Source organism: Paenibacillus lentus, from assembly GCF_042714055.1.
In the GTDB taxonomy this organism is placed as follows: domain Bacteria; phylum Bacillota; class Bacilli; order Paenibacillales; family Paenibacillaceae; genus Fontibacillus; species Fontibacillus lentus_A.
The window spans coordinates 41,563-56,219 of sequence record NZ_JBHGVC010000015.1 but is presented as its reverse complement, the minus strand read 5'-3'; the positions used below and the strand labels follow the sequence as shown (position 1 = coordinate 56,219).

Sequence of the window (14,657 nt, the reverse complement as noted above, 5' to 3'; positions counted from 1 at the left end):
GCTAGACGTTTTTCTTATTTGGGAATCGTCCGGTCTTTCGTTCCATAATTGTGCTTCGCAGCATTCTGAATCCACTGAATCCGATGCTCAAATGAAGGATGTGTCTGAAGCTTCTCCATGAATTTGTGAATGGATAACATGGAATGATTCAATTCTGCCAATTTAGTTAAAGCCCTAATGAATACAGCTGCCGGAACTCCCATCCTAAGCACATATTCGTCCGCGTCTCTCTCAAGCTTCCTGGATACATATGAGCCTATGAACCATAGGTAGCCGAGCAATAGAGCCAAAATAAAAACTACTCCGGCAGGTATCGGTATATGAAAACCACTACCTTCCAACCGATCCATCATCGACGTCAAACCTAAAAACAAAGGAATCGCCGCTACGAACAACACGGCTTTAATCCATAGATGGAACCTTCTGATATGGCCGATCTCATGAGCCAGGATGGCATTCATTTCATCTGCCGAAAGATTCTCCAGTAAATAGCTGCCTATGAATACCCGCTTATGGATTAGCCCGCAAACGATCGCATTCGCCACTTTGCTGTTTGTTGTCGGCCATTCAAATACCTGCACCCGCTTCATGTTGTGCCAGTTCAGAAACCTCTCGATTTCCGCTTTCTTCGCTTTCTCTTTCAAAGGCTTGGCCGATAAGGAAAATTGGAGCAGATACGGATACGCCAGGTTATAAGCAGCAATTCCTATTAATATGAAAAGGCTGGGCATGAAGCCGCTCAAATCCATCGTGATCCACTGAAATCTGAGTGGTAAAATAACCAGCGCCGGCAAATACATAAGTACGCTGGTTTTGATTGAAGCAGCCAGCTCTTCCCGCATGGAATTCCCGACATCACGAACGATTCTGTTCACCCGATGGTATATAACCTGACTCAGGATCGTACTGAATATCAAATACACAAAGGGCAGCGTCGCTATGAGAGCATAATTCAATCTCGTCTTAGGCAAAAAACTGGTCAGCAGCATCATAACCGCCACCATAGAAACCATGTAATATATGTAATGAAATACTCTTATTTTCTCGAAAAAATACAATGCCTGCTCCCTAGAGGCCGTTCTCTTATAATTATTTATCGTACTATTGCCGATAAGCACGGCAATCGCTGCATTGAATAAATAAATGAGGATGGATAGAATTATCTTTGCTGCGATCATGTCATCACTCCATTAACCTGCCTTATAACTCAAGAAAGAAGAATTTCAGCCGAGCTGGAATGCCCGACTGAATTCTTCTCTGACAATGAACTAAGGCTTGTCCAAAAGGCTGCCTTATGAACTGTCAATTACATATTACCACCAGTAAGTAAGGAGATAAGCTGCAGCTCCGCCAACAGCTCCTGCGGCTCCGCCTACGAGTGCTCCTGGTCCAGCTCCAACTCCGCCAGCCATAGCACCAGCTGCACCGCCGCCGATCGCACCACTTGCAGCACCACCGACAACTGATTTACCCAAGTCTTTCCAACTGAAATCCGCACCACCATCGATCGACATCATTTCATTGAGGGACAGTTCACTGAAGCCATTCAATTGCATAACAGAATCCATAATTTCTCCTCCTTTAATTATATTTACTTTAGTTTTAGAGCTGTTCCATATATGTAAATGTTAACTAAAGTACACCCCGATTACTTCTCGCCCTTATTTCTTCTTTTGACAACCAAGCTATAAATAAAGACGGCAGCAAAACCTATAATAAATGAGAAGATAATAATACCTGTCATGGTATTTACCTCTTTCTGATTGGTTTCCTTATTATCTATATTATTTATAATATCCCAAATAAAGTAAATATCCCTTGAGGGCTATTTTGCCGTAGATTCATAAAATCGAATCCATCTAGCGGATCGGAACTTTACCAGACTCGCAGTACTTTGACCTTCCCCTCTTGGATTTCCAGCTCCATCTGCGCTTTAGGAGAGCCGGTCTGCTCCAGCATTTGCACCTTTTGCTCCTCATTCAAATCGACGATTATGCGATCCTTCAGCTTGCGTGCCTGCTTGCTCCAATTGCTCATGACGTCATAATAATTGAACAAGGAGGCGATGTTTTCTGTGCCTTTCTTTCTTGAATAGGCACCGGTTCCCGAGTAAGATGAGGGACGTTCAATGAGCGGGGCCTTCTGTAAATCTTGAATCAAATGAGCGGTAATCGGCGCCCCTGTCTTCAGCTCAATATCAAGAAAGGCCGGCATGCTATTGCACTCAATCATTACGAATTCGCCGTCAGGCGTTCTTCTAAGGTCGATGCCGCTGAAGCGGAGACCTAGCTGCTCCATGGCTCTGGCACAGAACCGGACTACTTGCTCAGGCAGATCAACGCTTTCATACTGCACTTCCCCAGAATGATATTCCGGGTCGGTTCGATAGTCCAAAATGTCCGGATTGGATTTAATAATTTTGTGCGCAGAAATCACTTTTCCCGCCAGCATATTGACGCGAATGTCATCACCCGGAATTTCCTCCTGAAAAATCGTAGGCTCATGGGTGATAGCCTCAAGCTGCTCGATCAGCTCCGGAGTCACCTTTCTGCAGTAACTGCCTCCGGGAAGCGGCTTGCAAACCGCACGCTTAACTTCCGATATAAAACTGCGGGCGATATCGGGGTTCGATGTAATGCACGTCCTTGGCATAGGGATACCGATTTGATGAAGGGTGTTTAACTGATAGTATTTGGAGGAGTTGCTCGGTGCATTAATGATTCGGGCCCCTTCCTCATGGAGCGCATGCAGCCATGCCTTTACGCTCTCCACTTGCGCGGTAAACTGGACTTGATTATTGTACCGTTCGGCCGCATCCCCTCTAGCAAGCTGTTTCGGATTGTGTGTCATGATGCTTCTGAAATAAGCGGAGCGAATCTTCTGCAATGGCTCCCCGTTATAGATCAATTCCCCATTTATGGCCGCATAATCATTCAATTCCGGTGAGCCAAGCTCCTTATATTCGATTCCCAGCTCTTTCAGCTTCATTACCATATGGCGGCAATGAACATCGTTCATCGGATTAATTACAAAGACTGGCATAATTAACCTCCTTTTCAATGGCTACTATGCATAAACATATGACCGAATATAAATACAAAAGGGTAATGTCATAATGACAATTACCCCTTTGTTGCTAAGCATTAGAAACACTCTTCGCCAATAGCCAGCGTAGTTGCGCCGCCTTCTTCGCCAATGGCCAGCGTAGTGAAGATCGGCCCACCGCCGCCTTCCTCGCCAAGCGCCATCGTCGTCATAATCGGACCGCTATCCTCGCCTACAGCCAATGTGATAATGCTCGAGCGATCCAAGCTCAAACTACCGCCATCGATATGCTGCATTTCTTCTGGAGAAATTTCAACGGCATTAATTTCGACATTAAAATGAGAGCTGATAGAATCTCTTTGCAATGCATCGAGTTTGATTTTCATTATTTTCACCTCCTTTCCCGTTACAGGAATTACTCCCTCAGATCTAACTTTTTCAAAATATATTGAAGAACCGTCTCGCTGCTCGTAATGATTTGTGCTTCGGCCGTCATCCCTGTCTTGATGTAGGCCTCCTCTCCTTTTTTGCTCTTGAGCGGTCTGCTCTGGATATCGGCCTCGACGGCATAGTAGCTGTAACCATCCTGCTGATGGATCACCGTATCCCCGCTAATGGATCGCACCGTACCTTGCAGAGTTCCATAATCCTTGGACGGCAGGGCAATGAAATTATATTTGATCGTATCGCCCACTTTAATATTCGCTACGTCCCGGTTGGAAAGGGCCAGCTTCACCATAAATTCGGAATCGTTCTCCGGGAGGATCGTAAGCAATTCCGTCCCCGTCTGCAGTAAGTCTCCTGCATTGATATCGGTAGTCACGTTTACGGTGCCATCGATCGGAGCGGTAATTACATAGTCTCTCAGAGCAAAGTCAAGATTCTGCGAGCGTTCCTCCAGGCTCCTTACGCGCTCCTCCTGAGCTTCGATGGATTCGACGAGCTGTAAATGAAGCACATCCATATCCTGCTTCAATTTGGTTAACAACTGATGGGTCTCATTCATCGCCGTAGTCAGCTCCAATTCGAACCCATTGACATAATCGCTAGCCTGCAGCTGCACTTCCTCCAGTTTCTGCCGGGCCGAGCTGCCATCCCCGTCTTCCCGAACCGTCATTTTGTATACCTCGGTAGCCGTTTCCTCCTGCAATGCATATCGTTCCTTTTTTATTTGATAGTCTTGGAACTTATAATAGTATTCCGTATCCTGAGGCAGTAAATTTGAGCCTACAGCAATGGATTGCTTCAGCAGCTGCAGATGACTTTGCTTCTCTTCGGCTAGCTCGATCTGGCCGGTCAGCCGAATCAATTCAACGTGTAATTTTTGCTTTGTAGAATGGCCCTCCAGCAAATTCCTCATTTGAATCGGCCGTTCAGCGGCACCTTGATCTTCCAGCGTTTTGCCGACAAGTATTTGCTGCCTAAACTGAACAAGCTCCTCCAATTGCCCTTTAGCTTCTTTCAAATCCTGCTCCACAGCCAGCTTGTCCGCTTCAATCTGATCCTTATGAAGCGTATATAAAGTATCTCCAGCCTTCACCTTCTGTCCTGCCGCATAATGAACGCTTTCCACCGTGCCTGTCGCCTTGTTTTGAATTCGGCTCACTTTCTCGTTTGGACGTACGACGCCGCTTGCTTTGACAACGATATCAATCTTGCTCACCGAGGCCCAGATCAGACCGATAGCTAAAATGGCCGCTAGAAAACCGATAAATATCGAAATAAAAGGATTCGTCTTCGCTTCCATTATTTCTCGGCTATCGGTGATTTCCCCCATATCTCGAATGACTGCTCTCATATTGTCCTACCTACTTCCCTGGGTTGTGCTCACGATAGGATAACTGTCCATCAATCCAACATAACTGCCTTAATTGCTAATCGGCTCCAGGACGTCTTGCTCCTGCATCCCTTCAGGAATCTGATCCTTCCACAGCTCGTAGTATCTTCCCCGCCGGCCCATGAGCTCCGCGTGTGTTCCGACTTCAATGATTTCACCATGATCCATGACAAAAATACGGTTGCATCGCATAATCGTACTTAATCGGTGGGCGATAATGATCGTAGTCACATCCTGCAAATTATGTATGGTTTCCGAAATGGCCTTCTCTGTCGTCGAATCCAAATTACTCGTCGCTTCATCCATAATGAGAATATCAGGCTGCTTTAAGATTGCTCTCGCAATAGCGAGACGCTGCTTCTGCCCGCCGGATAAGTTGGATGCATCCTCCTCCAAAGTCGTGTTATACCTTAACGGCATCTCGTTTATAAAATCATGCGCCTTGGCGATCTTTGCTGCTTCTACAATCTGCTCTAAATCCGTCTCGTCATCTATGCCAAGGCACAGGTTCTCCCGTATCGTACCGCTAAAGAAAAATGTGTCCTGTGTAATATAAGCAATTTTCTCGCGAAGCGTATCCATGTTAATGTCCTTAAGATTGTTGTCGTTGATTAGAATATCGCCCTTCTCCGGGACATAGAACCGCATGAGCAGTTGAATCAGCGTCGTTTTGCCTGAACCACTCTCACCGACGAACGCAATTTTCTCCCCGGGCGAGATGGTCAGATTCACGTTTTTTAGAACAAGCTGCCTTGTTCCGTATCGAAAATCCAGGTTCTGCAGCTTGATTTGCCCTTTTAAGGAGGCCGGATTGATTTTCCGTTCCTCATCCTCTTCCTTCTCCGGTTCGAGATCCAATATTTCCCCGAGGCGATCTGCAGCAACAACCGCTGTCTGAACCATCGGCTGCAGGTTGATCAAATTTTGGATGGGCTCCAGAAAATAGGCGAGCAACGCGTTGAAGGTAATCAACTGACCCATGGACAGATTCCCGCGAATCACCTGATACGCTCCGGCCCATAAAATGACGATTCCCCCGATTGCCTGAACCATGCCCTTTAACGAAGCTTGTACATTATTGAAAAAACCGAAGCGGAATACGCTCCGCAGCAAAACAACAAACTTCTTCTCTGTCTCGAAATTCGCCTTTTGTTCTGCATTGTAAGCCTTGACCGTCTCGATGCCATTAATCGATTCCACCAAATAGGAATTCAGTTGGGCATTATCCTCCATTAGTTTGCGGTTCATCCGTTCGAACGGCTTATGGAACGCCCATACAAGCAAGATATACAAGGGAACCATCGTGCTTGTTACCCCGAACAGAAATGGACTCTGGGAGTACAATATAAATCCGCCCATCAGCACCATGATGACATCGATCATGATCGTCAAGGTTGCCCCTGATATTGCATCCCTTACTTTAGAGGCATCCATCAGCCTGGAAATAATCTCCCCTGTCTTGCGGGTGCCGAAGAAATTCATCGGCAGCTTCAACACGTGCTGGTAATAACCGAGAATTAAGGATATATCCAGCTTTTGGCTCAAATAGAGCAGTAAATGATTGCGGAAAGCGCTTAACAAAATTTTGAATAGAGTTAATGTAATGACGCCGATGGATATCATGTGCAGGGTTTTATCCAAGCCGTGGGGTAAAATTTCATCCAGTAAAAATTTAAAGTAAAATGCTCCGAGAATCCCTAGTATCGTATAGAGAATAGAGGCCATGAATAAACTGAAGATAAGCTTGCGTTGAGGGATTAATAGACTAAAAAATCGGGGAAATAATCCTTTCGTTTCATCCCCCTTTTGAAAGGCAGGCGCTGGAACCATAAGAATAAGAACGCCCGTCCAAATCTTTAAAAAATCCTCAGGCGTATACTTCACGATTCCCTTTGCCGGATCGGCAATGATGAGTTCCTTCTTTGTGATTTTATGTATAACTACGTAATGCAGCAGGGTTTGATCAATAATGACATGAGCGATTGCCGGCAAGGGAAACGGTTCAAAAAGGGATTCCTCCGATGCCTTTACCCCTTTGGCTGTAAACCCTAGGCTCTCTGCGGCTTTAATGACTCCGTAGACATTCGTTCCTCGCTTGTCCGTTCCGGCTACTTCCCGTATCTTGGATATCGGAATCTTCAATCCATACTGCTTGGAAATGGTAGCTAGACAAGCCGCCCCGCAATCTTTAATGTCAAATTGCTTCATGCAGTGGTATTTGTTGAAAAATATCATTCGCAATCGTCCCATCCGCAATTTAGTGGTGTAGATGATTGGCGTATTCACCTAAATTATACCATTTAGTGCCTATGCCATGTAAATGTCCCTTAAGGGATATTTAGAGATGATATCTGTTGTACTACGGGTGAAATTTGATGATGAACTCTCCTTTATCGCTCACATTGGATTTTTTATAGACATTTTTCAACGTATTCTTTACCGTCCCGGGAGCAATGTACAGCATCTTGGCAATCTTATCCACCGAATGATTATGCATCCATAGGTAGCCGATCTCCTTCTCGCGCTTCGTCAGCCCGCATTTATCGAAAGCATGGTATATCGCTTGCCTCCTTAGCTCGGGATCCGGCCACCTCCCCTTAACCCGGTCGATAAATTGCTGCAGCAGTGGAACTATATACGTAATGTCCTCGTTGATGGATAAAGACATATCCAAATATCCTTTAATCTCGCCATTAATATGGATGGGAGCACATATACAAGACCAACCCGCGAATAGCTTCAAATGATGCTCTTCCCCCCGTATGACCGCCATACTATTAGTCTCCATCGCCACGGATACCGCATTGATCCCCGCATGCTTCATATCAAATAAGCTGCCTGCTCTGACACTTTGATCATTCAGCATAGCTATCACATTCTCAGGACCGTTCAAACTAAGCGTCACGCCTTCCGCATCCGTTAATAAAAAAATAAACGGTCTGATCAAAAAACGGCTAAGCGCTTCAAACTCTTCTTCAACAACGGACATCATTTCCTTATGAATCTCTAATCTTTGATTTAGTTCATCTAGTGGAACACACTTCAGTTGATCCATGTAGGCATGATGACCGCTTAACGAAAAAGAGCAGTTCCATTGCTGTATCATCTTCTGATTGATATCTTTCAAATAGACCCAATGACCGTCCGATAACGCAGCTTGGCAATTAAAGACACTTTTCAAAATATCTCCCCTTTCGTATTTTAAAATTATTTTACCATAATATATTTAAAAAATAACCTTTTAACTATATTGGGAAATTAAGTATTATTATAATTTAGTTCTATGTTTATACTTTCTAGCAAGAAGCGGGATTACAAAAAAAAACGCCTTGCGGCGTCAATTAAAATCGATTCGATTCGCTAAACCTATTAGTTGTAGGTTGGATTTTGGGAAATTTCGTCTGGTTTGCTGGAATTTGGTTGAATTTAGCGGGAGTTGGTTTGCTTTGGATGCCTTTATCTGGATTTTGTTAGGTTCGGTTCAATTTTAGCTGGATTTCGTGTATCTATTTTTAGTACTTGGGGGCAATTTCGAGAATTAGTTGGATTTTGTGTATCTAAAACATCTCTTTTCCCCTAAATCACCCTTGATGTTACTTTTTAACTGCAAGGAATCCATCTAATTGTTCGTCTATCGATAGATTCCTCATTTAAATACAACAATGCAGCTAATTATATGGATTCAAAAGCGAGCACAGGAGCACCCGGAAGGTCTATTCTGCTAAAATGGTAACGTAGCTATTCCCCTAGCGGATGCGCCATAACGCTCATGAGCGCCAGCTCCGGCTGCGTCGTGTCGAGCCGGCTGTATTGAATGATAACGGGAACGTCGCTTTCCACGGTCAGCGCATAAGGCACTCCGGCAGGAATCCGCTGTCCGCCGCTCTCTAAAGAAGACGTACGAATATGCTTCGTTCGCCGTCCTTCCACGATTTCCTCGAAGCCCTCCAAAGGATCACGATCTTCATAATAGACGGTGATGCTCAGCTTCGCCGGCGTCTCTCCGCAATTGAGCACGCAAATACTTTCGTGGCTGACCAGCTCTCCCCGGCTGTCCGGCGGAATATAGCCGTCGGGAATGACCCAGAAGCGATGTCCTTTTGCTTGAACTCCCATATATGCGAGTCCTCCTTTCATGTGATCGCTAACAGACAGTTGTTCATCCCAGCAGGACTTGATCTAACAAGCATCCTATCCAAGCAAGTCAGGCATGGCTATTCATAGCCAGCAACCCTGCACTTTGCACAGAAGGTATAAACGATCAACTATACGGGTCATCCTTGGAGCGCAGCAGCTGTGCCAGGAACGCCAGGGCAAGGCCCTGTCCCCAGCCTTGGATTCGCTTATACGGCACGCCTTTGTAGCCCTCTGCATCATTCATAACCGCCGTGCCGGCCGAAACTTCTGTCACCGTACCATCTTCCTTGATTCGGGACAGGATGCCGTCGATCGATTTTTGTGTGTATTTATTATAAAGCCTGCCCCGCATCAGCAGCGCCGTAGCGATTCCCGCCGACCCGGACATCTCCAGATATGAAGTCTCATCATTCAATACCGTATGCCAGAGCCCTTCTGGCGATTGCAGGCGGACAAGCGCGCTCAACTGATCCCGCAAAGAGCCGTCGATAATCATGTAAGAAGGATGCTGAACCTCCACATACTGCAGCGCTTTGGACATTGTCAGAGCCGCCCAGCTATTGCCGCGCGCCCAGTAAATGCCGGACATATGGTTCTGATTCAAATGATCCCAGCCGTGATAATAGAGGTTCGTATCGGGATCCTGCAAAAACTCTTCATGGCCGTGATACTGTTTTAGTCCATCTTCGAAATATTCCTTGTTCCCGAGCAGATGGCCGATGCGCAGCAGGAAATACCCGGCCATAAACATCGTATCCACCCAAGCCTGCTGGGGAAATACGTCATTCACCGAATTAACAGTATGCTGAAAAATACCGTCCGCGAACCGTTCCGCTTTATTTTTCAAAAACTCCGCCATTTCGACAGCCGTGTTCAAATACTTCTCGTCCTGGTAGACCTGATACAGCGTCAGCAGGCAATGGCCGATCGACACCCCGTTCACGGACAGCTTTGGCAGGCCGTCCTCCATATGCTCATCGACCCAAGCCTTCAGCTTGGTCAAATACTGCTCATTTCCTGTCGCTTCATACGCTTCGCATACCCCGTAGTAAGCTACGCCGCCCGGCCAATCCCAGTTGAAATCCATATTAAATGTGCGTTCGACGACCCGGTCGATCACCTGCTTTACCTTCTCCTCGTCATAAACCAATGCTGGCATATCTAGCTCTCCTCTCCATAATGGCTCTGTGGTCATTTGTACCTCCTAAGCGTCACCTTAGATACATTACCAAGGGCTGTAGTTGCAAATCACGAATTCCGTCAGCTACTAGCCGGGCAACCGCTTCTCCCCCCAGCTCTTGAAAATGGGTGTTATCCCTTGTACCCGCAGGGAAATTCATATATTCACCCGGATACACCCACATGAATAGATCCTTGCTGCCCTCCGGCCCTGCCGCCTCGAACAATTGCTTGCTCCTGGCCGCCAAATCGATCAGCGGCGTCTCCGTTTCCTCCGCCAATTCCTGCACCGCCTTGATGTAGTCTCCATGCGTATCGGAAAGCGTCCCGTCCGGATTAAAGTATCGGCGATGTACCGGGGTCAACAGCACCGGATGGGCGCGCTTCTCCCGAGCGCCTCCAATATAGCGCAGCAGATGCTGCTTATATGTCGTAAATGGATCCGTCCCCCGGGGATCGGGCTTCTCATCGTTATGGCCGAACTGGATCATCAGGAAATCTCCCGGCTTGGTCTGCTGCAATATCGCCTCCAGGCGCCCCTCCTCGATAAAGCTCCGCGAGCTGCGCCCGGACTGGGCATGATTATCCACGCAGACATCATGCTTGAACAGGGCGGGCAGCAGCTGTCCCCATCCTGCATAGGGATAGCCGTCCTCCGGCTGATCCGTCACGGTGGAGTCGCCCGCAAGAAATAAGGTCAGGGTGCTCGGCGCGGGCTGAAGCTCCAGCATGTTCAGACGAGGAGCCTGCCCTGACACGTTCAGACGGAAGCGGCCGCCCCGCACCGGAACGGCGAACTTCTCCTCAATGAACTGCCCGGGCGCCGAGCGGATCGGCGGCAGCACCCGCTTGCTTCCGGCCACCTTCAGCATTGTATGCGCTTCCGCAAAGGCGTCTCCGGCCACGATGTTTACCATATATATGCCGTCCGGCATGCATGCCGCAAACGTAGCTCCCATCGGAATGCAGAACCTATGATACAGCGCGGCCTTTACATCACCGGGAGCTGCAGCGGCTGCCTTGGATCTATCCCGGGCATACACCTGGCTCACGTCCTCAAATCCATACCCGGACGCAGAATCATACGCGCATTCCGCCGTAACCCCCGTGTATCCATCTGCCGCCTGCCCCGGACCAAAGTCGAATTTCCACGACGTCCTCTCCGTACCGGACTGACCGACCGCCGGCGTGACTTTTTCTTTCTCCATAGGATTCCCCCCTCCGCGATTCTCTGCTGTGCAAATGGTTTGCGCCGTCTCTTATCCTTTCAACCCGCTGCTGCTTATTCCTTCTACAATTTGTTTCTGGAACATAAAAAACACAACCACGACCGGAATCAAGCTGACGATGGACATCGCGAACATCGCCCCCCAGTTCGAGCCGGACTCGCTGTCCAGGAACATTTTGAGTCCCATCGACACGGTATATTTCTGCGGCGAATTCAGATACAGAACCGGGCCGATCAGATCCTCCCAACGCCAATAGAAGGAGAAGATCGCCGCCGTGGCGAGCGCCGGTTTAATGAGCGGCAGAATGATGCGATAGAACAGTCGAAACTTGTCGCAGCCGTCGATCGTTGCCGCCTCATCCAGCTCCATCGGAATCGAACGAATAAATTGAATCATCAGAAAGATGAAGAACGGAGCCCCGAAGTAATTCGGAATGACAATCGGCTTCATGCTATTCAGCCACCCGAGCTTGGAAAATATAATGTACTGCGGCACCAGCACTACATCATGCGGCAGCATCAACGTAACCATCATCAGGGCAAACCAGAGGTTGCGTCCTTTAAAATCAAGCCGGCCAAATCCGAAAGCGACCAGCGCCGAGGAAATCACCACGCCAATGGTAGCGAGCACGACGATAATGAGCGAGTTGACGATAAACTGGGCGAAGGGCTGCCCGCCAACGCCGGCCCAGCCTGCGGCATAGTTCCCAAAGTCCCAGGCTTCCGGAATCAACTGCGAAGCCGTAGCGAATATCGTCCGGCTCTCCTTGAAGGAGCTCATAAACAACCAGATGATCGGGTACAGCATGAGAATGGCAAGAGCGCCGACGAATACATGATATACCGGCCATTTCCACTTGCTTGAAACCATGATTAACGGCCTCCTTTCGACTCATAGAACACCCAGAATTTCGATGTCTTGAATAGAATCGCCGTCATGATGCCGATCATGATAAGCATGACCCAAGCCATCGCGGCCGCGTATCCCATGTTGTTGAACATGAAGGCTTGCCGGAACAGATACAGGGAATACAGCAGGGTTCCGTCCATCGGAGTTCCTTCCCCTTTGGAAATAATGTAAGCCGGCACGAAGGTCATAAATGCGCTGATCGTCTGCATGATCAAGTTGAATAATATGATCGGGCTCAGCAGCGGCAGCGTGATTTTCATAAATTTGCGTGGAGCGGTTGCTCCATCGATGCTTGATGCTTCGTACATCTCCGGGGAAATGTTCTTCAGCCCGGCGAGGAAAATCAGCATGGAAGATCCGAATTGCCATACCGACAGCGCAATCAGCGTTCCAAGCGCCGCATTGGGATCGCCGTACCAAGCGACAGGCGGGATGCCTAGAAATATAAGCAGGCTGTTTACGATCCCCTGCTCGTTAAAGATGTTGCGCCACATGATCGATACGGCCACGCTTCCGCCGATGATCGATGGCAAATAATAAATCGTGCGATAAACGCCGACCATGCGCGACTTCGTGTTCAGCAGCATAGCGACAAACAAGGCGAACATCAGCCGCAGCGGCACGCCGGCAAATACATATATAAAAGTAACTCTGACCGAGTTCCAATATTTTTGATCCTGGGTAAACATTTTTTTGAAATTGAATGTCCCGATCCACTGCGGATCGTTGAATAAATTGTAGTTCGTAAACGATAAATACAATGAGATCAAAATTGGAATAAGTGTAAAGGCCAAAAAACCGATGACAAAAGGACTGATAAAGGCATACCCGGTTAAATTGGCTTTCAATGACTGTTTCCGCAAGGCACCTGCACCTCCTGGCAGTTTCGTGAACATAAATCCACCTGAGCAACAGCGGTAAACCGGCATTCGATCCAAACGTATTTACCGCTATTCTCAAGTGGTTAAGGACAGCCTACTTGTTGTTAGCCAGGATGCCGTTCGCTTCCTGCCGGAACGTTGCGGCCGCTTTCTCCGGAGTGATTTGGCCGTAGTTGATCTGCTCCACTAGATCAGCAAGGGAGGCGATCACCTGCGGCGAGCCTACCGGCGGCGCCGGGCTCATCGGCGAGCTCTTCTCTTCCATGGCTGCCACGAAGTCGAATACCTGCTTCTCCGGCTCCGACAATTCCGAGACGATGGCTTCTTTGATCGAAGCCGAAATCGGAACTCCGCGCTCGCCCTTGATCAATTTGTTCGCTTCCACATCGTTAATCCAGAAGTCGATAAACTTGGCTGCCTCTTCCTTGTTCTTGGAATGCGAAGTGATCGACCAGAACATGCTCGGCTGCATATACAGGCCTTTCTCCATGTTCGGCCCTGTCATCGGCGCCAGCTCCATCGGCCGGTTGACCACAGCCTGAAGTCCGACATACTGGTTAGACCACTGCCAGACGCCAATACCTGTTCCTTTGACGACCTCCGATTCCTCCAGAATGTTCTTGGTTTGCGTTAGCTTTTCTTGGGAAGGTACGGCCCCTTCTTGAATCAGCTTAGCCAATCGTCCAAAGAATTCCGTGAATAAAGCATCATCCTCATATCCAAGCGCCGTTCCTTCTTGGTTGTACAACGAATATCCATGGGTGCGCAGGAAGTAATGGAAGAAAATATCCGGCGCCATGGAGCCGTCGATGACATAACCTGCGTCCCGGGCTTTTAACGCAATCTCTTCGTACTGATCCCATGTCCAATTTTCCGGGATGCTGTCGACGCCCGACTTCTTCAGCAGCTCAGGATCGTACTGGAAGCCAAGCACGTTGACGCCGGTCGGCACGCCGTACTGCACATCGTTGATTTTTCCGGTGGAAATGACATTTTCATTGACATCATCCACTTTGATTTGATTGCCCATATAAGGCGTCAAATCCTCAAGCTGATTATTCTTGGCATATTGCACGATATAGGAAATGTCCATCTGTACGATATCCGGCAGCTGATTCGCCGCTGCTTGCGGGGCAAGCTTCTTCCAATAGTCATCAAATGCCGCATACTCGACATCTATTTTCACATGCGGGTTTAGCTCCTGATACTTGTCAACGATTTGCTGGGTATATTCGTGGCGTTTGTCGCCTCCCCACCAGGCAATTCTTAGCGTCGTCTTGTCTTTTTTATTTGTACTCTCTTGCGCTGGCTTGCTATTGCCATCCCCGTTGCTCGTCCCTCCGGCGCTGCCTCCGCCGCCGCAGGCCGGCAAAATGAACAATAAGGCGACCAACATCCATAAAGCGGTTTTCTTCCTCACAAACATTCTCCCCTTTCGTC

General features: G+C 48.0%; 13 protein-coding genes. All 13 read right to left on the bottom strand.

Annotated features, from left to right (window positions below):
- Positions 1-14 precede the first annotated feature (14 nt).
- The 13 genes from ACE3MQ_RS23810 to ACE3MQ_RS23750 all read right to left on the bottom strand — a co-directional run bounded on the left by ACE3MQ_RS23810 (position 15) and on the right by ACE3MQ_RS23750 (position 14,643).
- A complete protein-coding gene (locus tag ACE3MQ_RS23810) occupies positions 15-1,178 on the bottom strand; it encodes a M48 family metalloprotease (RefSeq protein ID WP_379397458.1) in 1,164 nt (387 codons plus the stop codon).
- 135 nt (positions 1,179-1,313) lie between these two features.
- Entirely contained in the window at positions 1,314-1,568 is a 255-nt protein-coding gene (locus tag ACE3MQ_RS23805; protein WP_379397456.1) for a hypothetical protein, read from the bottom strand.
- Positions 1,569-1,875: 307 nt separating this feature from the next.
- Complete coding sequence (locus ACE3MQ_RS23800; RefSeq protein ID WP_379397454.1) at positions 1,876-3,042, bottom strand: ATP-grasp domain-containing protein; 1,167 nt, start codon at positions 3,040-3,042, stop codon at positions 1,876-1,878.
- A gap of 101 nt (positions 3,043-3,143) precedes the next feature.
- Positions 3,144-3,431 (bottom strand): hypothetical protein, encoded by a 288-nt coding sequence (locus tag ACE3MQ_RS23795; RefSeq protein ID WP_379397452.1) that lies wholly within the window; start codon positions 3,429-3,431, stop codon positions 3,144-3,146.
- A 29-nt stretch (positions 3,432-3,460) separates the two neighbouring features.
- Positions 3,461-4,843 carry an HlyD family efflux transporter periplasmic adaptor subunit gene (locus ACE3MQ_RS23790; RefSeq protein ID WP_379397450.1) on the bottom strand — a complete coding sequence of 461 codons (1,383 nt, stop codon included), beginning with the start codon at positions 4,841-4,843 and terminating at the stop codon, positions 3,461-3,463.
- Positions 4,844-4,912: 69 nt separating this feature from the next.
- On the bottom strand, positions 4,913-7,117 hold the full coding sequence (locus ACE3MQ_RS23785; protein ID WP_379397448.1) for a peptidase domain-containing ABC transporter: 2,205 nt from the start codon (positions 7,115-7,117) through the stop codon (positions 4,913-4,915).
- Between the two features lie 124 nt (positions 7,118-7,241).
- The gene (locus ACE3MQ_RS23780; RefSeq protein WP_379397445.1) at positions 7,242-8,063 is read right to left on the bottom strand and encodes a LuxR C-terminal-related transcriptional regulator; all 822 of its coding nucleotides are present in this window, start codon (positions 8,061-8,063) and stop codon (positions 7,242-7,244) included.
- A 557-nt stretch (positions 8,064-8,620) separates the two neighbouring features.
- On the bottom strand, positions 8,621-8,998 hold the full coding sequence (locus ACE3MQ_RS23775; protein WP_379397443.1) for a sensory rhodopsin transducer: 378 nt from the start codon (positions 8,996-8,998) through the stop codon (positions 8,621-8,623).
- Between the two features lie 145 nt (positions 8,999-9,143).
- Positions 9,144-10,178, bottom strand: coding sequence for a glycoside hydrolase family 88/105 protein (locus ACE3MQ_RS23770; RefSeq protein WP_379397441.1), 1,035 nt, complete (start codon positions 10,176-10,178; stop codon positions 9,144-9,146).
- Between the two features lie 52 nt (positions 10,179-10,230).
- The gene (locus ACE3MQ_RS23765; RefSeq protein ID WP_379397439.1) at positions 10,231-11,406 is read right to left on the bottom strand and encodes a rhamnogalacturonan acetylesterase; all 1,176 of its coding nucleotides are present in this window, start codon (positions 11,404-11,406) and stop codon (positions 10,231-10,233) included.
- Positions 11,407-11,457: 51 nt separating this feature from the next.
- Positions 11,458-12,297, bottom strand: a complete 840-nt coding sequence (locus tag ACE3MQ_RS23760) for a carbohydrate ABC transporter permease (protein ID WP_379397437.1) — start codon at positions 12,295-12,297, stop codon at positions 11,458-11,460.
- Positions 12,298-12,299: 2 nt separating this feature from the next.
- Positions 12,300-13,232 carry a carbohydrate ABC transporter permease gene (locus ACE3MQ_RS23755; protein WP_379397435.1) on the bottom strand — a complete coding sequence of 311 codons (933 nt, stop codon included), beginning with the start codon at positions 13,230-13,232 and terminating at the stop codon, positions 12,300-12,302.
- A 79-nt stretch (positions 13,233-13,311) separates the two neighbouring features.
- Positions 13,312-14,643 carry an ABC transporter substrate-binding protein gene (locus ACE3MQ_RS23750; protein ID WP_379397433.1) on the bottom strand — a complete coding sequence of 444 codons (1,332 nt, stop codon included), beginning with the start codon at positions 14,641-14,643 and terminating at the stop codon, positions 13,312-13,314.
- Positions 14,644-14,657: the final 14 nt, after the last annotated feature.